General features: G+C 70.1%; 19 protein-coding genes and 1 pseudogene. 10 read left to right on the forward strand and 10 right to left on the reverse strand.

The features are described from left to right. Positions 1-23: 23 nt before the first annotated feature. Positions 24-218 (reverse strand): annotated as a pseudogene (locus tag AB0H84_RS38420) (NAD(P)H-dependent oxidoreductase); the annotation flags it as partial. A 354-nt stretch (positions 219-572) separates the two neighbouring features. Between AB0H84_RS38420 and AB0H84_RS38425 the strand changes: the two are divergent. After that, positions 573-773, forward strand: a complete 201-nt coding sequence (locus tag AB0H84_RS38425; protein WP_357616293.1) for a hypothetical protein — start codon at positions 573-575, stop codon at positions 771-773. 150 nt (positions 774-923) lie between these two features. After that, positions 924-2423: an alpha/beta fold hydrolase gene (locus AB0H84_RS38430; RefSeq protein ID WP_357615899.1), complete on the forward strand. Its 1500-nt coding sequence runs from the start codon at positions 924-926 to the stop codon at positions 2421-2423. 76 nt (positions 2424-2499) lie between these two features. Here AB0H84_RS38430 and AB0H84_RS38435 read toward each other — a convergent pair whose 3' ends face one another. Together AB0H84_RS38435 and AB0H84_RS38440 are read right to left on the reverse strand one after the other, a co-directional pair. Next, a complete protein-coding gene (locus tag AB0H84_RS38435) occupies positions 2500-3333 on the reverse strand; it encodes a cellulose binding domain-containing protein (RefSeq protein ID WP_357615902.1) in 834 nt (277 codons plus the stop codon). A gap of 359 nt (positions 3334-3692) precedes the next feature. Further along, on the reverse strand, positions 3693-3971 hold the full coding sequence (locus AB0H84_RS38440) for a hypothetical protein (RefSeq protein WP_357615905.1): 279 nt from the start codon (positions 3969-3971) through the stop codon (positions 3693-3695). 294 nt (positions 3972-4265) lie between these two features. Here AB0H84_RS38440 and AB0H84_RS38445 point away from each other — a divergent pair, with 294 nt between their 5' ends. Further along, positions 4266-6416: a leucine-rich repeat domain-containing protein gene (locus tag AB0H84_RS38445; RefSeq protein ID WP_357615908.1), complete on the forward strand. Its 2151-nt coding sequence runs from the start codon at positions 4266-4268 to the stop codon at positions 6414-6416. 348 nt (positions 6417-6764) lie between these two features. Continuing rightward, positions 6765-7505 (forward strand): Clp protease N-terminal domain-containing protein, encoded by a 741-nt coding sequence (locus tag AB0H84_RS38450; RefSeq protein WP_357615910.1) that lies wholly within the window; start codon positions 6765-6767, stop codon positions 7503-7505. A 27-nt stretch (positions 7506-7532) separates the two neighbouring features. Here the strand turns inward: AB0H84_RS38450 and AB0H84_RS38455 are convergent, their stop codons facing one another. Beyond that, complete coding sequence (locus AB0H84_RS38455) at positions 7533-8474, reverse strand: hypothetical protein (protein WP_357615913.1); 942 nt, start codon at positions 8472-8474, stop codon at positions 7533-7535. 169 nt (positions 8475-8643) lie between these two features. Next, on the reverse strand, positions 8644-10338 hold the full coding sequence (locus tag AB0H84_RS38460; protein ID WP_357615916.1) for a protein kinase: 1695 nt from the start codon (positions 10336-10338) through the stop codon (positions 8644-8646). 196 nt (positions 10339-10534) lie between these two features. Between AB0H84_RS38460 and AB0H84_RS38465 the strand changes: the two genes are divergently transcribed. Both AB0H84_RS38465 and AB0H84_RS38470 read left to right on the forward strand, forming a co-directional pair. Beyond that, the gene (locus AB0H84_RS38465; RefSeq protein ID WP_357615919.1) at positions 10535-11065 is read left to right on the forward strand and encodes a hypothetical protein; all 531 of its coding nucleotides are present in this window, start codon (positions 10535-10537) and stop codon (positions 11063-11065) included. Continuing rightward, a complete protein-coding gene (locus AB0H84_RS38470) occupies positions 11062-13401 on the forward strand; it encodes a bifunctional polysaccharide deacetylase/glycosyltransferase family 2 protein (protein WP_357615921.1) in 2340 nt (779 codons plus the stop codon). Before AB0H84_RS38465 ends, AB0H84_RS38470 begins: the two co-directional genes overlap by 4 nt. A gap of 2 nt (positions 13402-13403) precedes the next feature. On the opposite strand, the gene AB0H84_RS38475 is transcribed toward AB0H84_RS38470, so the two are convergent. The 4 genes from AB0H84_RS38475 to AB0H84_RS38490 form a co-directional block, all read right to left on the reverse strand. Then, positions 13404-14486: an FAD-dependent oxidoreductase gene (locus AB0H84_RS38475; RefSeq protein WP_357616285.1), complete on the reverse strand. Its 1083-nt coding sequence runs from the start codon at positions 14484-14486 to the stop codon at positions 13404-13406. Positions 14487-14572: 86 nt separating this feature from the next. Then, entirely contained in the window at positions 14573-15355 is a 783-nt protein-coding gene (locus tag AB0H84_RS38480) for an aminoglycoside phosphotransferase family protein (protein WP_357615925.1), read from the reverse strand. 98 nt (positions 15356-15453) lie between these two features. Next, positions 15454-16011 (reverse strand): hypothetical protein, encoded by a 558-nt coding sequence (locus AB0H84_RS38485; protein WP_357615928.1) that lies wholly within the window; start codon positions 16009-16011, stop codon positions 15454-15456. 2 nt (positions 16012-16013) lie between these two features. Continuing rightward, positions 16014-16781, reverse strand: coding sequence for a hypothetical protein (locus AB0H84_RS38490; RefSeq protein ID WP_357615931.1), 768 nt, complete (start codon positions 16779-16781; stop codon positions 16014-16016). Positions 16782-16937: 156 nt separating this feature from the next. Between AB0H84_RS38490 and AB0H84_RS38495 the strand changes: the two genes are divergently transcribed. Then, positions 16938-17078, forward strand: a complete 141-nt coding sequence (locus tag AB0H84_RS38495; RefSeq protein ID WP_357615933.1) for a hypothetical protein — start codon at positions 16938-16940, stop codon at positions 17076-17078. Positions 17079-17218: 140 nt separating this feature from the next. Then, positions 17219-17554 (forward strand): hypothetical protein, encoded by a 336-nt coding sequence (locus AB0H84_RS38500; RefSeq protein ID WP_357615936.1) that lies wholly within the window; start codon positions 17219-17221, stop codon positions 17552-17554. Positions 17555-17586: 32 nt separating this feature from the next. On the opposite strand, the gene AB0H84_RS38505 is transcribed toward AB0H84_RS38500, so the two are convergent. Continuing rightward, on the reverse strand, positions 17587-18153 hold the full coding sequence (locus AB0H84_RS38505; RefSeq protein ID WP_357615939.1) for an Lrp/AsnC family transcriptional regulator: 567 nt from the start codon (positions 18151-18153) through the stop codon (positions 17587-17589). Here AB0H84_RS38505 and AB0H84_RS38510 point away from each other — a divergent pair, their 5' ends adjacent. Then, positions 18154-18282, forward strand: a complete 129-nt coding sequence (locus AB0H84_RS38510; RefSeq protein WP_357615942.1) for a hypothetical protein — start codon at positions 18154-18156, stop codon at positions 18280-18282. A 67-nt stretch (positions 18283-18349) separates the two neighbouring features. Beyond that, the gene (locus tag AB0H84_RS38515) at positions 18350-19930 is read left to right on the forward strand and encodes an ABC transporter substrate-binding protein (RefSeq protein WP_357615945.1); all 1581 of its coding nucleotides are present in this window, start codon (positions 18350-18352) and stop codon (positions 19928-19930) included. Positions 19931-19938: the final 8 nt, after the last annotated feature.

Here is a 19938-nt window from a genome sequence, read left to right on the forward strand (position 1 = left end):
GGCTTGGGCGCGCAGAATGAGTGGTTGTACTCGGGGGTGATGAACACGTACGCGTCGAACGCCGCGACCGCCGCCGACCAGCGGCGGGTGTGCGGGCGGGTGTAGGCGCCGAAGGCGGCCGGGACCGGCTCGTCCAGCAGCGGCAGGCCGAAGGCGGCCACGTCGAGGAGGTCGAGCGCGGCTCGGCCCTCAGTGACGGCCGGAACCCGGCGGCGCATCCTGGACGCCGTCTACCAGCGCCTGATCGAGGCCCCGTCCGAGCAGGTCAGCATGGACAAGGTCGCCAGGCTCGCCGAGGTGTCCCGCTCGACGATCTACACCGTGTTCGGCTCGCGTGCGGGCCTGTTCGACGCGCTCGGCATGGACCTGCTCCACCGCGGAGGCTTCGCCGACATGGTCAACGCCGTTCTGCAGCCCGACGCCCGGCGCGGACTTCGCGATGGCATCACCGGAAACGTGCGCATGTACGCCGCGCATCGCGACGTCCTGCGCACCTTGTTCTCCATGGCGCACCTCGACGCCGACGCCGTCGGCGGCACCGTCCGCCGCCGGAGGGCGGCCGCGCCCAGGGCATGGACGACCTGGCCCGGCGCCTGCACGAGCAGGGCGCGCTCCGCGACCGGCTCACCGCCGGCCAGGCCGGTCACCTGCTCTGGCTCCACACCAGCTTCGACGCCTTCGACCTGCTGTACAGCGGACGGTCACTGCCCGCCGACACCGTCGCCATCCTGCTGGCCGACGCCGCCGAACACGCCCTGTGCCGCCCCATGTGACCCCGTGAGAGTCCTCATGCGTGTGAGTCATAGCGACAACTGTCACTGAGCGTCCATCGCGTACGGACGTTCGACGCCGAGGATGGTCGAATCCGCCGTCTGCTCTGTACGATCGGCTTGCCCTTGGTGCGCGATGCGAGGAGGTCGCTGATGGCCGATCCGGTGGGCTTACGACGGGCGCGGACATTCGTGCGGGGTACGCTGGCCGTGGCTCTGGCCGCGGTGGTGACGGCGTTCGCACCGACCGCCGAAGCGGGGGCGCACACGAATCCGCAGTGGACCGAATGCGCCGGCATCACCGACCCCGAGCTGCAGTGCGCCACCGTGACTGTGCCGCTGGACCACCGGCACCCGCGAGGCCGTACGATCTCGATCGCGATCTCCAGGCTCCCCGCCACCGACCCCGCCAGGCGCCGCGGCGTGCTGCTCACCACCGGGGGCGGGCCCGGCGGGCCGGGAGTGCCGCTGCCGAGCACCCTGGCGCCGTTCCTGTCCGCTGACGTCCGCGCCCAGTACGACCTGATCGGCTTCGACATCAGGTTCGTCGAACGCAGCACCCCCATCAGCTGCGGGCAACCCGTCGAGGAACCGGCCGGCTACTGGGTCCGTACGGCGACACCCGGGAGCTTCGCCGCCGACTCCGCGGAGGCGCGGCAGTACGCGAAGGACTGCGAACGCGCCGCGCGATGGGCGCTGCCCTACGCCACCACCGTGAACGCCGCCCGGGACATGGACTTCATCAGGGCGGCCCTGGGCGAGGAGAAGATCTCTTACCTGGGCGGATCGTACGCCGGGATGCTCGGTGCCGTCTACGCCGCCCTTTTCCCGCACCGAGTGGACCGGTTCGCGCTGGACAGCCCGGTCGACCCGGCCACCATCTGGCGCCCGTTCGAACTGGCCCGCACCCCGGCGTTCGACCGAGGCTTCGCCGAACTGGCCGGCTGGATCGCCCAGCGGAACGCCGACTACGGCTTCGGCGACACCGCTCAGGCGGTCACGCGGGCCGTCAGCAGCTTGCTCGATCGGGCGCGGACGTCGCCGATCGTCATCGCCGGTCACCCGTGGACCGCGGGCGAACTTGGCTCCTTGATCGTGGCCGGGATCTACTATGAGCAATACGCAGGGCTGATCGCCTCGGCGCTGGCGGCCGTCGCCGCCGGCCAGGAGCCGTTCGTGCCGTTCCCGATCCGCCCCGTGCCGCCGCCGGGTGTCGCCGGGGTGCCTGCGGACAATCACACGGCCGTCAACATCGCCTATCGCTGCGCCGACGGTCCTTGGCCCCGCGATCCCCGTACCTACCTGCGGGACCTCGCTGCCTACGGCACGCGATACCCCCTCTTCGGACCGGCCAACGCCAACATCACGCCCTGCGCCTTCTGGCCCCCGGCGATGGACCACCCGGCGCCGCCGACGCCCGGCCAGGTATCCGACCGGGCCCCCGGCGTACTCGTTACGGCCGCGCTCAGGGACGTGGCGGTGCCCCTCGCCGTCAGCCGGGCCGTGGCGGCCCGGCTGCCGGGATCACGCCTGGTCACCGTCGATGCCCGTACGCACGCGCCGTTCCCCTACCACGGCGACGCGTGCTTGAACGGAGCGGTGAACGACTTCCTCTCGGCCGGTGTGCTACCCGCGTCCGACCTCGCTTGCTGACCACGGCAGGGCAGCCGGCGAGCCAAGGCTCACGCACACTTACCGATGATCCACTACTCTCCGCTGAGGACGGGCGTCACGGTGAGATCCGGCATCTCGCGCCGTTGAGGTAGAAGGCCGTAGGCGCGGGATTGCTGCCCGTGCTGGAGCCGGTGAAGCCGATGCGGAGGGTCTGTCCGGGCGCGATGTCGCTGTTCCACTGCGGGTGCCCGGCCGTCACGGCCGTGCCCGTCTGCGACCAGGCGGCGGACCAGCCCGAGGTGACGCGCTGGCCCGCGTCGGGGAAGTTGAACGTCAGGCGCCAGTCGCGGATGGGTGTGCTGCCCGTGTTGGTGATCGTGAGGTTGGTGCTCATGCCGGAGTTCCAGGCCCACGACGCGTACGTCACGTCACAGTCGCCCACCGGCGGCGGGGTTGGTGACGAGACGACGTCGTTGTAGATGGTCACGGTCACCGTGGGGGAGGCGGGCCCCGGCGTGTACCACGTGTCCACGGCCACCACGTCCAGGATGTGCGTCTGCGAGGGCACGCCGAGCGGCGGCCACGGCAGGTACACCGTGCCCTCGGTGGCCGTCGGCTGGAACGTCGCCACCGTGGTGGCTGTGCCGTCGCGCCGCTCCCGTACCCGGTAGCAGGCGATGCCGTTGTTGTCCGTGGCGGCGGTCCAGCGCAACTCGACCGAATTGAGCAGCACCCGTACCACCTCAAGGGTCGCGGGCGCGGTCGGCGGACTGTTGCTGGGGGGTAGTGTCGGCAGCGAGGTCCCCGTAGTGCACGGGGCCGGCGAGCCGGACGGATCCGGCGACGAGGACGGCCCGGGGCCCAGGGCCGCCATGGCGTTTCCGGCGAGCAACGCGATGAACGCGACCGCCGCGACGAGTCCCGATAAGCCCACCCAGGTCTTCTGCATCAGCCAGCTCCCTCCGCCGCCCGGCCGTCTCGACGGACATTGTGTGCGCGCTCACGCAGGGGGTCAACGAACCACCTGATCCACCGCGCGAAGCTCCTGGTGAACCGTGTGGGCGGATGAACCTTTCAATTCCTGGACCGGGTCCAGCCTCCTGGTCCTCCGTCCGTGCGCCGTGGCTCGACCGGTTCCCCTTTGCCATGGTGGCGACCCCTGGAAGACTCTCTGGCAGCCTCAGCGTTGTGACTGCCAGCGATAGCTGTCACCTACAGCGAGGAACAGGTCCGGGCTTGGACAGAGATCACCTCGGCCGTGCAAGCCGCGGGCGGAGCGATCTTCTCCCAGCTCGGGCACAGTCAGGCTCAGCCGGGCCTGGCCAGCGCGGTCGGGGAGGCCGGCGGGCGCGTAGCTGGGCAGCGCCGGCAGGCACATCTGGTGCACGGTGGCGAACAGTCGCTCGATGGTCCGGCCGGGGTGCCGTCCTCGGTCAGGATGTAGAAGTACAACTCGCTGTGGTCGGCCTGCCAGCTGGCGTTCGGCGCGTCCACCTCTCGGCGGCCGATCAACTCGAAGGTGCCGGCATAGCGCTTGCGGCCCTCGTAGGCCAAGCACTTGAGCGCCGGATCGAGGGCCGCGATCACGTTGACCACCGTGCGATAGCTGGGGATCGGCCGGCCGTGCTCGGGACCCGTTCTACTGGATCTCCGTTCTCATGTCCTGGTTTCAAGCGCATACCTTGCGCAACCACCGACGACTCTAACTTCCGGCATTGCCACTAGGGTGGCCTCGACGTGCGGAGATCATCAGTGTGCCCCGTACTGTCAGCGCCGGGCCGGCTGCCGGTGAGCGGGAATCAAGACCGGCACCGCCGTCACTGGAACAGGGGCACTTCATTCCGTCGTCGATCGCGCGGCACCGGTCATCGGTTGCCGGCGATGCCGTTGGAGGCGGCGGGCGGAGCCGATCCGCTTCGCCAGAATGTCGAAGTGAGGTGGATCGAGGTGTCTTCCGAGGCCGCGCGGCGGATCGCCGCGGCGCTGGAAAGCGGTACTTCTGACCTGGACCTTTCCGGTCTGGAGCTGGACAGCCTGCCTGAGGCGCTGCGCGACCTCACCGGTATCACCAGGCTCGACCTGAGAAACAATCTGTTCGCTGAATTACCCGAATGGCTGGGGGGCTTCGCGAACCTCACCGAGCTCAAGTTGTCAGGGAGCAAGCTCGTCAGCCTGCCTGATGCGCTGGGCGGCCTCACCAACCTCACCACGCTGGAGCTCAATACCGGCGGCGACCGTCTCACCGCATTGCCGAACTGGCTGTGTAACCTCGCCAATCTGAGGGTGCTCAAGCTGAAGGACAACAGGATCACCCGTTTACCCGAGTGGCTGGGTGATCTGTCCAACCTCACGGTCCTCGACCTGGCCTTCAACAACGTCGCCGTCCTGCCGGACTCGATCGGCGAGCTCACCGGCCTCGCCGAGCTCAACCTCTGGTACAACCAGCTCACCGTTCTGCCGGAAACGTTCGGCAGGCTCACCGGCCTGAGCACGCTCAACCTGGGCCACAATCGGTTCACCGTGCTCCCGGAGGCGTTCGGCGACCTCGCCAACCTCACCGATCTCAACCTGGCCATGAACCAGCTGACCACATTGCCGGACTCGCTGGGCGAGCTCACCGGCCTCGTCGAGCTGAACGTCTGCTACAACCGGCTCGCCGCTCTGCCGGAAACGTTCGGCAGGCTCACCAGCCTCACCAGGCTGTACCTGGGCGGCGGAAATCGGATCGCCGCGCTACCGAAGACGTTGAGCAACCTCACCGAACTCGACCTGCAAGACAGCAAGCTCACCGTATTGCCGGACGGCATAGCCGGGCTCACCAACCTGACCAAACTCAACCTGTACGGCAACCACATCGCCGAACTGCCGGAGACGCTGAGCAACCTCTCCGAGCTGAATTTGGGACTCAACGGCCTCGCTGTCCTGCCAAGCGGGCTGGCCGGGCTCACCAATCTCACCAAGCTCAAGCTGTACAGCAATCGGCTCAGCGTTCTGCCAGACTGGCTGGGTAATCTCACCGGCCTTACCGAACTGGACCTGAGCAACAATCAGCTGGACCTGTTGCCCGACACATTCGGTAGCCTCGCCGGTCTCGCCGAGCTCGACCTGTCGCACAACAATCTCACAGGATTGCCCGAGAGCTTCGGCCATCTCGTCAACCTCGCCAAGCTCAATCTGTCGCAGAACAAGCTCACCGCGTTGCCCGACACGTTCGGCAATCTCGGCAATCTCGGCGAGCTGGAGCTGAGCGGTAACCGGTTGGACCTGTTGCCGGACACCTTCGGTGGTCTGGCCGGTCTCGCCGAGCTCGACCTGTCGCACAACAATCTCACAGGATTGCCCGAGTCCTTCGGCGACCTTGTCAGCCTCGCCAAGCTCAATCTATACGGCAACCACCTGAGCACCTTGCCGGACACGTTCGGCGGCGTCATCGGTCTCAGGGAGCTTGACCTGTCGCACAACAAGCTCACGACATTGCCCGAGAGCTTCGGCCATCTCGTCAGCCTCGCCAAGCTCAATCTATACGGCAATCACCATCTGAAAACGTTGCCGGACACGTTCGGCGGCCTCGTCAATCTCACCTGGCTCGAGGCGCCGCACAACAAGCTCACGACGTTGCCTGACACCTTCGGCAGCCTGGCCAACCTCAGGTACCTCAATCTGGACGCCAACGAGGTGCGCGCGTTGCCTGACACCATGGGCGACCTGGCCAACCTCTGCCACCTCAGCCTGGGCGGCAATGTATTCGCCATGCTGCCGGAGACCTTGGGCAACCTCACCAACCTCACTTACCTCGACTTGAGCGAGAATGATCTCACCGAGGTGCCCGAGTGGGTAAGAGGTCTCACCGCCCTTGAGGCACTCAACCTGGGCGACAACCAAATCACTGTCCTGCCCGAGTGGCTGGAGAACCTCACGGTCACAGGGCTTCGGGTGACGGGCAACCCGCTCATCTCACCGCCGGACGGGCTGATCGACGACGAGGACTGGGACGATGAGGACTGGGACGATGAGGACGCGGAAACGCGCTGATCCTCACGTAGACCCTCCGCCAGTAGGTCATCGAATGCGTGGTGTGCGGGGTCGGGTGTCCCATCGGTAGCGGGTCCAGGCCCGTCGAATCAGGCAGGGCACAGTGATGATCACGGAGGCCATGGCGAGGAAGAAGTCCAAGGTTCGCGGACCAGCCAAAGCGTGACCCCCCACAACCCAACCGCCAACAAGACCTGGGCCCCGCCATCTATAGCTGGGGGTCGCATTCCCAGCAGCCCCAGAGCCGATCTTGGTGACAGTCATCTCTGGCACGTGACAACTATCTCAGGGCGTCTCAAGCGTCAACCCGAGGTTGACGATATCCATGCGTCAACCTATGGTTGACGCATGGATGCCACCGTACGTCTCGACGACCTCATCAACGCGATCAAGAGCCGTCACCCCGACGGCAACGCCCTCGAGCAGCTCTCCGACGCCGTGACGCTGGGCGAGCACCTCGGCGAGGTGGCCGATCACCTCATCGGGCACTTCGTCGACCAGGCCCGCCACTCCGGCGCCTCCTGGACCGAGATCGGCCGCAGCATGGGCGTGACCAAGCAGGCCGCCCAGAAACGGTTCGTGCCCAAGGAGGGAGGGCTGGCCGAGCAGATGGCCTCCTACGGCCGCTTCACCACTCGCGCCCGCCACGTGGTCGTGGCGGCGGAGCAGGAGGCCAGGCAGGCCGGCAGCGAGACCATCGAGCCGGAGCACCTCGTTCTCGGCCTGCTGCACGAGCCGGAGGCGCTGGCGGCCAAGGCCATGGTGCGGCTCGGCGCGCCGCTGGACCAGGTCAAGGAGGTCATGAAAGCGATGCTGCGCCCCGGCGGCCAGAGCCTGCCGGACCTGCTGCGGCTCGCACCGCAGACCAGGAAGGCCCTGGAGCTGACGCTGCGCGAGGGGCTGCGGCTCGGCCACAATTACATCGGCACCGAGCACATCCTGCTCGGCCTGCTGGCCCTCGGCGAGGGGGCGGCCGTGGCCGCGCTCAACGGGCTCGGCCTGACCACGGAGAGCGTGGAGCCGGAGATCAAGCGCATGCTCCACACCGTCCTCGGCCAGCCCCCCGCTTCGCCTGCCGGCGATGGGTGATCGGTGGGTCAGGGCCCTCAACGAGCCCTAATACACCGAAATATGCGGATGGTCGTAGTGGTTGGCCGTCGTCCCGCCCCGGTCGGACATGGTGCGCCAGGCGCCCGTCCTGGCGTGCCAGATCCGCTGCCGGTAGATGATGTACATGATCCCGAGCCGCTTGGCGTTCTTGATGGCCCAGGCGGCGATCTGGTTGCCGCGCTCGACCTCCCCCGCCGACGGCAGCGCGCCGCCCCGGCTCAGCATGAAGTCGCAGGCGCGCCCGAGCGGATGCTCGCCACCGTCCTGGATCGTCCGGTAGCACCCGATCCCGAACGGAACCTCGAACCGTTCCTTGATGAGCTGCTTGACCAGCCGCATCCTGGGCGTGATGTTGTCGGACCCGCCGGGCAGCTGCGGCACCCACGTGCCGTCCGGCCGCCGCACCCCTGGAGCCGTGTACAGCTGATCGATCTTGTCCTTGATCCGGTCGATCTGCTTCTCGGCCTTCTTCTTCCGTTTCTCCAGGTCGTCGACGGTGCCGGCGAGCTCCTTGGCGCGGGCGTCAGCCTCGTCCTCGGCCTGCTGGTGGGCGTCCCTGACCTGGGCGTAGCCGCGTAGCCGCGCGTCCTGGAGCTCGACGAGGTGCTGGTTGAGCGCCATGCGGGCGAGGAAGGACGACGGGTCCTGGTTGCCGGCGAGAACGGCGAGCTGGCCGGTCTCGCCGCCGATGTACTGGCTGACGGCCATGGCTCTGAGCTCGGCGGACTCGCGTTCGTAGATGGTCTGGGCGGCGGCCAGCTTCTCGCGTGCTGCTTTTTCGGATTTTTCAGCTTTTTGCTGGGCGATTCTGCTGTTGTAGTACTCGGTGATGAGCTTGTCCGACTCCTTCTGGAGCGCGGACAGCTCCTTCTTGAGCTGCTTCACCGTGGGCTTGGGCTCGGCCTCCGCCGGAGCCGCCGCCACCAGAAGGAGCGCCCCTAGCGTCACCGCGGAGAGCGTACGGACTGGACCGCGTATCCGGTCGGCACGGGAGGCAACCGCCACACTTCTCCTTACCCCGAGCCGCAGGGCAGGTTCCGGTCAGCATGTATTCAGGCCGGGGGGCGCCCTCTATCCGACTGCTGATAGTAGAGGATCACCCCCTCCGGCACACAACTCATGACTTTTCGTTATCGCGCGGCCGCCGCACCCTTCGCGCCACGATCTGCCGTCCGACCAGCACCGAGCCCGGCACGACCACCAGCCCCAGCAGGCTCGATCCCAGGCCGAGACCGACGTCGGCGTCCAGCACTCCGTCGCCCTTGCCGCCGAGGAGCGGCACGTTCACCGAGACCTTGATGGAGACGGAGATGAGCGGCTTGTTCTTGACCGGGGGCTGCGTGCCGGGATCCGGAGCCCTCGTGGTGGGCGGCCGAGTCTCCGGTGGCCGGGTCTCTGGTGGCCGGGTCGCCGGCGGCCGGGTCGTCGGTGGTTTGGTGGCCGGCGGCTCGCTGGTGGGAGGGCGCGTCGTCGGGGGCCTGGTGGCCGAAGGCTCGCTCGTGGCCGGAGGCGTGGTCGGCCGGTTGGAGGCCGTCGGCTCCCGGGTCGTCGGGCGGCCGGTCGGCTGCCGCGTGGGCGCGGGAGGCTCGGTGCGTGGTCCGTCCCCGCTCGGCCGGACCACGGGTGCAACGGTCGGGACCGTGCTCGGTTCGGCGACATTCGTGACGGGCGGCGTACCGGTGACCGGCTCGCTCGGCGTCGGATCCGCGGAGGTGGGCGCCGCCGACGTGGGCGCGGACGTCGGCGAGGCGGGCACCTCGGTGCCCGCCGGGGAGGACGTGCCGGGCGGCAGCGCGACGCCCGGCCCCGGCTCCGGGGCGTCGGCCCAGATCACGAACGCCGAGGTCACCGCGGCCGCGGTCGCCAGCACCAGCCCGCCCGTCACGGCGAGCTTGCCCGCCGGCGTCAGCGTCGTCTTGAACACGCTGGTGGTGCTCTCCGCGGCGGCCGCTTCCGTCCTCGGCAGCAGCCCGGCCAGCGGCACAGCCAGCGCGCCGAGCCCCGCACGTCCGCGCTGATCCCATTCCTCCCCGTACGTGGCCAGCGCGACGTCCTCCAGCTCGGCCAGGAACGCCTCCGCCGACCCGGGACGCCCCGCCGGGTCCTTGGCCAGCCCGTGTTCGAGCAGCGGGCGCAGCGGCTCGTCGACGTCCTCCAGCGGGGGCGGCACGTGCTGATGCTGGTAGGCGAGCGCGGCCACGTTCTCGCCGTGGAAGGCCCGGTGGCCGGTCAGGCACTCGTAGAACACCAGCGTGGCGGCGTACACATCGGTGGCGGGTCCGGCCGGGGCGTCCTCCCACTGCTCGGGAGCCATGTAGGAGGGGGTGCCGACGAGGGAGGCGGTCTCGCCGAAGTGCGCCGCCACGCCGAAGTCGACCAGCTTGCTCTCGCCGTCCTGGGTGATGATGACGTTCTCGGGCTTGAAGTCCCGGTGTACGACCCCGCGCTGATGCGCCTCGGCCAGTCCGAGCAGCGCGCCCTTGAGGACCACGAGCGCCGCCTCCGGGCCCGTCGCGCCCTCGTGCTCCAGGAGCCGCCGCAGCGTGACGCCGTCGACCAGCTCCATCACGATGACGGCGTCGTCCTCGCCCTCGACGTACTCCAGCAGGCGGGCGGTATGAGGGCTGTCGATCTCGCGGATGACCTCCGCCTCCGCCCGGAACCTCTCCACGAACTCCTCGTCCGCGCGCAGCGGCTCGGACAGGTGCTTGATCGCGACGGATTCCCCGTCGGAGTCCCGTACGGCGAGCATCACCCGCCCTGTCCCGCCGTGTCCGAGTTCCCGGATCTCGGTGTAGCCGGGAACTTCCATCCTGGGACCTCCTGACCGGATAAAGATCCTTATGTCAGGACGCTAACCTGGGGTCACACCCCGTGTCGAGCCCCTCCACACGAGTAATCGCCCCACCGCCACAATCGGTATTCTTACTACTTTAAATAGTAGTGTCCGCGATCACCACGAAACGACCGGATTCCCCTATTTCATCCCCTATCACTACGATTCCCGCGTGTCCCCTGAGCAACACAGCAACACGACGGCCGTCTTCGTGAACCAGAGCGGTCGCCGTCGAAAGCTGATCACGATCGGCTCGATCGCCGCGAGCGTCCTGGCTCTCTCGCTGCTCGCCGTCGTGATCGGCGGAATGTTCTCCAGCACGACACTGTCCGTGAACGGCTGGCCGGGTGATCGCCCAGGAGCGGCAGACCGGACGGCTTCGCCGGATCGCTCTCCGACGCCCCGGCAGAAGCCGTCCGAGCGGCCGACCCCCTCAGTGACGCGTCCGGCGGCGACACACTCGCCATCACGCCGTCCGACCCCGAGCGCCACCCGCCCGGCCCGGCCGTCGGCGACCTCCGGGCAGACCTCGCCGCGGCCGGAGCGGACCACGTCGCCGCCCAGCACGGATCCGGAGCCCAGCTCCGACCCCACCGCGACCGGGCCCACCGCCGACCCCACGGACGCCGCGGACGAGCCACCCGGCCAGGGCAGGACGCCTCCGGGCCTGGACCCGAACCGGACGAAGGGCCCGAAGAAGTGAGCGTCCCCTCGCGCGCCCCCTCTCGCGCTCCCTCCCGCGCCCCCTCTCGCGCCCCCTCTCCGGGCGACAAGCTGGTGTGGCCGTCCCCGCCGGTCCCCGCCTGGCAGGACTACCGCTCTTCCCAGCCAGGGGACGAAGCACCGCGGATCCCGCCGGCGCAGCCGCCCGCACCGACCGCGAGGCCCCCGGCCGACCCCAAGGGCCACTGGTTCCCGCTCGCCGTCTTCCTGCTGCTGGCCGCCACCGCGCTGGTGCTCAACGGATACGTGACCAACGTCGTCGGCGAGACGCACGCGCCCCCGCCCGCCGCCGGCTCGCCACCCCCCGACCTGGAGAAGGTGCGGCGCGGCGGCCCCGTACTCAACATCACGGCGAGCGGGCCCGCCAGCGCCCGCCTGCCGAACAGGACGATCGCGCTGACGTTCGACGACGGGCCCGACCCGGCGTGGACCCCGCAGGTGCTCGACATGCTGAAGAAGTACGGCGCCAAGGCGACCTTCTTCACCGTCGGCTCCAAGGTGGCGAGATACCCCGAGCTGGCGCGGCGCATCGTCGCCGAGGGGCACGAGCTGGGAAACCACACCTACTCGCACGCCGACCTCGCGGCCCTGCCGGGCTGGCGGCTCAAGCTCGAGCTGTCGCTGACGCAGCGCGCGCTGGCCGGAGCGACAGGGCTGCACACCACGCTGGCCCGCCCGCCGTACTCCTCCACCCCCGCGGCGATCTCCGGCCCGCAGTGGGCGGGGATGAAGGCCCTGGCCGCCGAGGGCTACCTCGTCACCCTGACGGACCTCGACACCAGGGACTGGAGCCGCCCCGGGACGTCGAAGATCGTGGCGTCGTCGATCCCGGACAAGGGCCGGGGCGCCATCGTCATGATGCACGACTCGGGCGGCGACAGGAGGCAGACCGTCGAGGCGGTCGGCGCCGTCCTGCGGGAGCTGACCGGCAAGGGCTACCGCGCCGTCACGGTGACCACGGCGCTCGGCATGCCCACGGCGCACCAGCGGGCCGGCGGAGCGGAGCGGTTCGTCGGCTCCGCGCTCAACCTGGCCCAGCGCGCCTCGGAGGCGTTCGCCGGCGCGCTGGCGTGGGTGCTGCTCGCCGCCGGAGCGCTCACCCTGGGGCGGCTCGGCTTCTTCGCCGTGCTCGCATGGGTGCACGCGGCACGCACCAGGGGCGGGAAGCGGCGCAAGGGCCGGGCTCCCGTGTGGTCCGCGCCCCCGCCGGTGACCGTGATCGTGCCCGCCTACAACGAGGCGGCCGGGATCCAGGCCACGGTACGGTCGCTGGCCGGCACCACGTACCAGGGCGAGCTCGAGATCCTCGTCGTGGACGACGGCTCGACGGACGGCACCGCCGAGCTGGCGGAGGCGCTGGGGCTCCCCGGCGTGCGCGTGATCCGCCGGCCCAACGGCGGCAAGCCGGCCGCGCTCAACACCGGCATCGCGCAGGCCGCCCACGAGCTGCTCATCATGGTGGACGGCGACACCGTCTTCGAACCCGCCACGATCGGCCACCTGGTCCGCCAGCTGGCCGACCCCGCGGTCGGCGCGGTGAGCGGCAACACCAAGGTCGGCAACCGGCGCGGGATGATCGGCCGGTGGCAGCACATCGAGTACGTCATCGGCTTCAACCTCGATCGGCGCGCCTTCGAGCTGCTCGACTGCATGGCGACCGTACCCGGCGCGATCGGGGCCTTCCGGCGTTCGGCGCTCATGGCGCTGGGCGCGGTGAGCGCGGACACGCTGGCCGAGGACACCGACCTCACGATGGCGCTGTGCCGGGCCGGATGGCGCGTGGTCTACGAGGAGAAGGCGCTGGCCTGGACCGAGGCGCCGACCTCGCTCGGCCAGCTGTGGAAGCAGCGTTATCGCTGGTGCTACGGCACCATGCAGGCGATGTGGAAGCACCGGCGCGCCGTGCTCGAGCCCGGCCCGTTCGGCCGCCGCTGCCTCGGCTACCTGGCCCTGTTCCAGGTGCTGCTGCCCTTGCTGGCTCCCGTCGTCGACCTCATGGCGATCTACAACACGGTCCTGGGCGATCCGCTGCCGGTCGTTGCGGTATGGGCGGGTTTTGTGGTGGTGCAGGCGCTGACCGGCTGGTACGCGCTCCGCTTGGACGGCGAGCGCGCCTCGGCCCTCTGGGTGCTGCCGCTCCAGCAGTTCGTCTACCGCCAGCTCATGTACCTCGTGGTCATCCAGTCATTGGCGACGGCCCTGCTGGGCGTGCGGCTGCGCTGGCACACTGTGCGCCGGGAAGGGACGTTCAGCGGTCCCGGGGACGCCCCGGCGGTCCATCCGCTCCAGGTCCGCGTCCCCGAGGGGAGCCACTAGGGTCAGGCGGCGGGCCGGGCCGGTCGGCTGGTCAGATAGCCGCGCACGTTGCGCGCGGCCGTGCGTCCGGCGCGGTTCGCGCCGATCGTGCTGGCGGACGGGCCGTAGCCGACGAGCTGCAGCGCGGGCTCCTTGACGGCCTGGGTGCCGTCCACCTTGATCCCGCCGCCCGGCTCCCGCAGGCGCAGGGGCGCGAGGTGGTCCAGGGCGGAGCGGAAGCCGGTGGCCCAGATGATCGTGTCCGCGGCCAGGAACCCGCCTGTCCCCGAGTCCGCGGACCAGGTGACGCCGTGTGCGGTGACGCGGTCGAACATGGGCAGCCGGTGCAGGACGCCCTTCGCCAGCGCCTCGCGTACGACCGTGCTGTACCCCAGCCCGGTGGCGCTCACCACGCTCTGCGGCGGGAGACCGGCGCGGACGCGCTCCTCGACCAGGGCGACGGCCTCGCGCCGGGCGTTCTCGCCGAAGTCGCCGTCCCTGAAGACGGGCGGCCGCCGGGTGACCCAGGCCGTGCCCGCGGCGATGCCGGCGATCTCGGACAGCACGTGCATCGCCGACGCTCCCCCGCCCACCACGATCACGTTCCGCCCGCTGAACTCCTCCGGCCCGCGGTAGCTCGCGTAGTGGAGCTGGCGCCCCTCGAAGCCGGCCGCGCCCGGGTAGTACGGCCAGTGCGGACGGGTCCAGGTGCCCGTCGCGTTGACCACGGCCCGGGCCGACCACTCCCCCGCGTCCGTGGCGAGCACCAGGCGGCCGTCTTGGTCACGCCGCACGGAGGTGACCTTCACCGGGCGTACGACGTCCAGCCCCAGCTCCTCCTCGTAGGCCGCGTAGTACGCGGGGACCACCTCGGCGACGGAGCGGCGGCCGTCCACCTCCGGGTCGCGCGGGACGCCGGGCAGGTCGAAGATCCCGTGCACCTTGTCCATGGTCAGCGAGGGCGAGCGGTGGCGCCACGCCCCTCCCGCCCCGTCGCCCGCGTCCAGGACGACCGGCTCGAACCCGAACCTGCGCAGGAAGTACGCGCTGGACAGCCCCGCCTGCCCGGCGCCGATCACCACTACCTCGGTCTCCTCCACGATCACGTGCAACCGCCGGACGCCTCGCGCTCTTCCCGCCGGCTGTCAGAGCGCACGCCCCGCCGAGCTCGAGGCCGCCGCGGTGGCCGCGGTCAGCCCGTGAGCGCGGAGCGGAACGCGGCCTCGTGGCGGGCCAGGTGCTCCATGTCGGCGCGGTAGAAGCGGTCGTCGCCCCGCTCGATGTGGCCGGCGAAGGCCGCGTTGCCCGCCGCGGCCTGGTCGTACATGTGGCGCACCAGATGCTCCAGCCGGGCCCGCGCGGTGGGCACCAGCGCGTGCCGGTCGGCGTCCCCGAGCCCGTACGCGTCGGCGAACAGCCGCAGCCGCCGCGCCTGCTCCGCCACCGGCCACGAGCCCACGCCCTCGTGCCGGGAATCGCTGAGCGACACGAACCGGTAGGCGGCGTAGGACACGTCCCAGACCCGCGGCCCGGGGTGGGCCGTGTCGAAGTCGATGAACGCCACCGGCCGGCCCTCGCGGAAGACGCAGTTGTACGTGGCGAGATCCCCGTGGCAGATCACCTCCGCGGGCTCCACCGGAGGGAAGTACCACGAAAAATCCGGGGAAGTCGGAAAGCCGAGCGTGGCGTCGTGGTACTCCCGCACCAGCGCGCCGACGGCCGTCAGCGCCTCGTCCGTCAGCGCCCACGCCGGCAGCGGGAAGTCGGGAACGTCGCCGGGCACGAAGTCGAGGATCTCCCGCCCTTCCCCGTCGTGCCCGTGGGCGCGGGGCGCCCCGGCGAACCCGCGCGCCTCCAGGTGACCGAGGAGCGCGTGCACCGCCGGGGTCCAGGCCCCAGCCGGCCGCCGTACGGTGTCGCCGGCCCTGACCACGTGGTTGACGCCGCCGCCGGTCAGCACCTCTTCGTCGGCCACAGCCGCCACTCCCCTGATCCACAACCCGCACCGCCGATTCGGCGGCCAGTGTGCCATGCGGCCCGGGGGCGCGGCACCTGGATAAACCGGCCCCCCGATCAGCGGCGGGCGCGGAACGCCACGGCCGTCGTCGCGGTGATCGCTGAGACCAGCACGGTCATCACCAGCACGGTGGCGATCGGGCTCCTGCGGCGCGACGGCGCGGCCGCGACCTGCCGCACGGGCGCCCGGGGAGTCACCCGGGGAGTCACCTTCGGCGTGGGGACGGGGGCCGGCGCGCGTACCGGTGTCGTCCGGGGCACGGGCCGCCGCACCTGGTGCGGGACCCTGCGCGAGCACTCCCCCACCTGGACCCGGCCGGCGCACACCCCGCCCGGATAGATCGTCACGTGGGGCACCGTGACCGCGGGCGCCGCCCGCCGCCTGCCGGGCGGCATCGAGATCGACACCCCGGGGACCGGTTTCCGCCAGGTCCGCACCCGGGGCACGGACACCGTGGGCCCGACGGTGACGCCTTTGGGGGGCGCGGGCGGGCGTACGGACACGCGTGGCACCGGGTGGGGCCACGGTCCCCGGTCGGCCGCCGCGGGGCCGGCCGCCACGGTCAGGGCGGCCAGGGCGACGGCCAGCAGCAGCGGCGCGCGCCTGACACCCACGCTCACAACCCCCCGCCGATGCGCGCGAACTCCTGCAGCGCCCCCTGGAACGCCTGGGGCCCGACGCCCAGCGGTCCGGCGAAGGCGTGGGCGATGTCCGAGCTCAGGTACGTGCCGAAGCCCAGCAGCCCCGCCGTCGCCACCAGCGGCAGCATCGCGAGCCCCTTCGGCCTGGCTCCGGCCAGGAACGGGAAGATCACGACCAGCGCGCCGGTGAGGATGGTCAGGACCAGCAGCCCGTGGGGAGGCGTGGCGGCCGCGTCGGCGGTGCGCTGGGCCCGCGCGGCGGAGAGTGTGCTGAGGTATCCCAGCACGCTCGCCTTGGCCGTCTCCTGCTGGTCGCCGCTGACCGCCAGGTCGGTGACGCGGCCGCGCAGCTCGTCGATCCTGGCCGCGCCGACCGGGTCCATCCGCCCCTCGCCCATGAGCGGCCACTCGTCCCTGACGACGAACGTGACGTAGTCGCGCAGCGCTCTCCGCACGTCCTGCGGCGCGGTGCCCGGCAGGCCGGAGGCCGCCCAGTACGCGTCGACCGCCGCCTGACTCTCGGCGTGGGTGTTGAGGCGGGCGGCGTCGGCCGTGGTCCAGGGCACGATGATCGCGATGGCGAACACCAGCAGGAACATGGCCGACAGCATCGCCCCGGCGTGCGCGGCGGACGGCCCGTTGGGGTCGCGGTCCTCGCCGGCCCGCTTGACCTTCCTGAACACCAGCGCGGTGAGCGCCACGGCACCCACGGCCGCCAAGATCGAGAGCAGGTACGCCACCATGAAGAATCTCCCGAGCCTCGTTGATACGTAACGTCACATTACTATCACACAGTGCAATGATGGCGTCAGGCACGGAAAAGTAAAGTCCGGGGCAAGCGGTGGGGACGGTACGCTAGGCAAAACTGCGGTGAGCTGGGCAAACATAAGGAAGGGCCCATGAGCGAGCACGTCCACGTCCGCGTCAACCAAGGTCTGGCGGTCAGCGAGGACGGAGACCTGATCGAGGAGTACCGCTGCGGCTGCGGTGCCACCTGGACCCGCGTCCACCAGGTCGACGAGGGCCACCCGGAGCGCTGACCGCCCGGATAGCGGGTCTGCTCCCGTTCGGCGTGCCGCGCTGCCGCCGGATGGACGGATTGTCGATCATTGACCGCCGCTCCTCACTATCCGTCCAGCGGGATGCTGACATTTCAGGAAATGTGGGCACCATGGCGGGCGTGAATCTCAACGGCCGCAAATTCGTGATGGTGAGCTCGACGGCGAGCGCAGTCGACCAGGACAGCCCTACGGAGTTCCACTACCAGGAGTCCGACGGGGTGGTGTGGGGCAGTTACACCGGCGACACCGTGATCCACGGGCACTTCGTCGGCACGCGGGACGGCGACCTGGTGTCGATCTCGTACGTGCACGCGCTGAAGGCCGGCGGGACGGCGGGCGGCCAGAGCAGCAGCCGTATCGAGAAGGCGGACGACGGGCTGCTGCGGCTGGTGGAGGAGTTCAGTTTCGCCGGGGACGACACGGTCCACGTGAGCGTCTGCCGGGAAGTCGCCTGACCGCGCCGTCGCGCTCCATCGTCCTTCCGGACTCAATCGTCCTTGCGGAGGGCGGCGCGGCCCTCGGCGGCGCCGACGAAGCGCATCTTGCCGAGCGGCACGCCGCCCTGGGCGCCCTCCTGGACGGGCCGCCGTGACGGCCGGGACCGGTCCCTGTCGCGGTCGCGGTCACTGGGCAGCACGTACGGCCGCCTGAGCACCTCGTCCAGGATGAACACCGTCTCCGTCGCCTTGACCGCCGGGATGTTGGCCAGGCGGTCGGTCACCATGGTGTGCACGGCGGCCACGTCGGACACGCGTACCTGGATCATGGCGTCGTGCTGCCCGGTGGTGATCGCGCAGTACTCGACCTCCGGCATCCGGGCCAGCTCGGCCCTGAACTGCTTCCACATCTGCTGGCGTACGGTCACGAAGATCAGCGCGGTGATGCCGAGCCCGGCCCGCACGTGGTCGATCTCGGCGGTGAAGCGCTTGATCGCGCCGTCGGCGCGCAGCGCCTCGAAGCGGGTGTAGGCGTTCGCACGGGAGATGCCGACCCGCTCGGCCAGCGCGGCGACCGAGATCCGGCCGTTCTCGCGCAGGACCTCGAGGATCTTCATGTGGATCTCGTCCAGCTCGAGACCGATGCCGATCCGTCCAGGCTGACCGCCACCGCCAGCACCATTTCTAGAAATTTCACTCATCATTACCTCACTGACCTTTATATACGTCTCGGCGACCGCGCGTGACCTGGACGTTCTGCCGCACAATCCTCGACATCCTTCTGACGAACGTCCAAATCTTGGAGGACCTACCATGGCGACCCGCTCGCAGACGGCGGCTGTGCTGCTCGCCGGTGCACTCGCCCTGGCCGCCTGCGGAAGCGGCGGCAGCTCCCAGTCCCCCGCCGCCTCCGGCGGTGGCGGCAAGACCCTCGTCATCGACACGTCCTTCGACCTCAAGACGGCCGACCCGGGCCGCACGTACGAGCCGACGGGGCTGATCGTCGGCAAGGCGGTCTACGAGACGCTGCTGACGTTCGACGGTGCCGACGTGACCAAGCCGGTGCCCGCGCTGGCGGAGTCGTACGAGCTGAGCAAGGACGGCAAGACGCTGACGCTCAAGCTGAAGAAGGGCGCCACGTTCTCGGACGGGTCCCCGGTGACGGCCGACGACGTGGTGTTCTCGCTGACCCGCGTGCGTGACATGAAGGGCACGCCGTCGTTCCTGCTGGACGGCGTCGAGGTGGCCAAGACCGACGACTCGACGATCACGCTGACGTCGAAGGCGGCCAACCCGGCCCTGCCGTACATCCTGCCCAACCCGGCGCTCGGCATCATCAACAGCAAGCTCGCCAAGCAGCACGGCGCCACCGCCGACGCCCAGGACAAGGCCGAGCAGTACCTGAACTCGGCCTCCGCCGGCTCGGGGCCGTACGAGATCGAGTCGTTCAACGTGAGCAGCCAGGTCACGCTCAAGGCGAACCCGAAGTACTACGGCACCAAGCCCGCCTACGACAAGGTCGTCATCCGCAACGTCGAGGCGGCCACGCAGAAGCTGAACGTGCAGCGCGGCGACAGCCAGGTGGCGCTGAACCTGTCGGGCGACCAGGTCACCGGCATGCCCGCGACCCTCCAGGTGAAGAAGACCGCCTCGGCGAACGTCATCTTCCTGCTGGCCAACCAGGACTCCGGCGTCAGCAAGACGACGCCGAACGCCAAGTTCGTGGAGGCGGTGCGCAAGGGCGTGGACTACGCGGGCCTGCTGGAGCTGGCCGGCGAGGGCGCGACGCAGGCGCCCGGCGTCATCCCGTCGCAGCTGCTCGGCGCGCTGCCCGCCGCCGCGGCTCCCAAGCGCGACGTGGCGGGCGCCAAGGCGGCGCTGGCCGCCAGCGGCCTGACGAACCCGACCGTCAAGCTGGAGTACCCGAGCGAGCTGACCGTGAACGGCCTGTCGTTCCAGCCGCTGGCCGAGCGCGTCCAGGCCAACCTCAAGGAGGTCGGCATCACGGTGGACCTGCAGCCCGCGCCGGTCACCACGGCGCTGGACAACTACCGCAACGGCAAGGAGGAGCTGGGCCTGTGGTACTGGGGCCCGGACTACCCGGACCCGAGCGACTACCTGGCGTTCCTGCCCGGCAAGACGGTGGGCCTGCGGGCCGGCTGGAAGGCGGGGGCGGCCAAGGAGATCGAGGCCGCCGGTGACAAGGCCGCCGTCGCGATCGGCGACGACGCCCGCAAGGCCGCCTACGAGGACGTGCAGACCAAGCTCAACGCCTCGGGGCCGTTCGTCCCGCTGATCCAGCCGAGCCAGAACATCGTGACGGCCGCGTCGGTGACCGGGCTCGAGTACCACCCGGTGTGGACGGTGGACGTCGCCGACCTCGGTGTGAAGTAAGGGGTCTG

It is taken from the genome of Nonomuraea sp. NPDC050786, from assembly GCF_040654115.1.
In the GTDB taxonomy this organism is placed as follows: Bacteria; Actinomycetota; Actinomycetes; order Streptosporangiales; family Streptosporangiaceae; genus Nonomuraea.

Bases quoted from the DNA above. Each gene is read 5' to 3' on its own strand.
- AB0H84_RS38425 (WP_357616293.1), top strand. From the start codon at position 573: ATGGACGACCTGGCCCGGCGCCTGCACGAGCAGGGCGCGCTCCGCGAC.
- AB0H84_RS38430 (WP_357615899.1), top strand. From the start codon at position 924: ATGGCCGATCCGGTGGGCTTACGACGGGCGCGGACATTCGTGCGGGGT.
- AB0H84_RS38435 (WP_357615902.1), bottom strand. From the start codon at position 3,333: ATGCAGAAGACCTGGGTGGGCTTATCGGGACTCGTCGCGGCGGTCGCG.
- AB0H84_RS38445 (WP_357615908.1), top strand. From the start codon at position 4,266: ATGCCGTTGGAGGCGGCGGGCGGAGCCGATCCGCTTCGCCAGAATGTC.
- AB0H84_RS38450 (WP_357615910.1), top strand. From the start codon at position 6,765: ATGGATGCCACCGTACGTCTCGACGACCTCATCAACGCGATCAAGAGC.
- AB0H84_RS38460 (WP_357615916.1), bottom strand. From the start codon at position 10,338: ATGGAAGTTCCCGGCTACACCGAGATCCGGGAACTCGGACACGGCGGG.
- AB0H84_RS38490 (WP_357615931.1), bottom strand. From the start codon at position 16,781: ATGGTGGCGTACCTGCTCTCGATCTTGGCGGCCGTGGGTGCCGTGGCG.
- AB0H84_RS38495 (WP_357615933.1), top strand. From the start codon at position 16,938: ATGAGCGAGCACGTCCACGTCCGCGTCAACCAAGGTCTGGCGGTCAGC.
- AB0H84_RS38505 (WP_357615939.1), bottom strand. From the start codon at position 18,153: ATGAAGATCCTCGAGGTCCTGCGCGAGAACGGCCGGATCTCGGTCGCC.
- AB0H84_RS38515 (WP_357615945.1), top strand. From the start codon at position 18,350: ATGGCGACCCGCTCGCAGACGGCGGCTGTGCTGCTCGCCGGTGCACTC.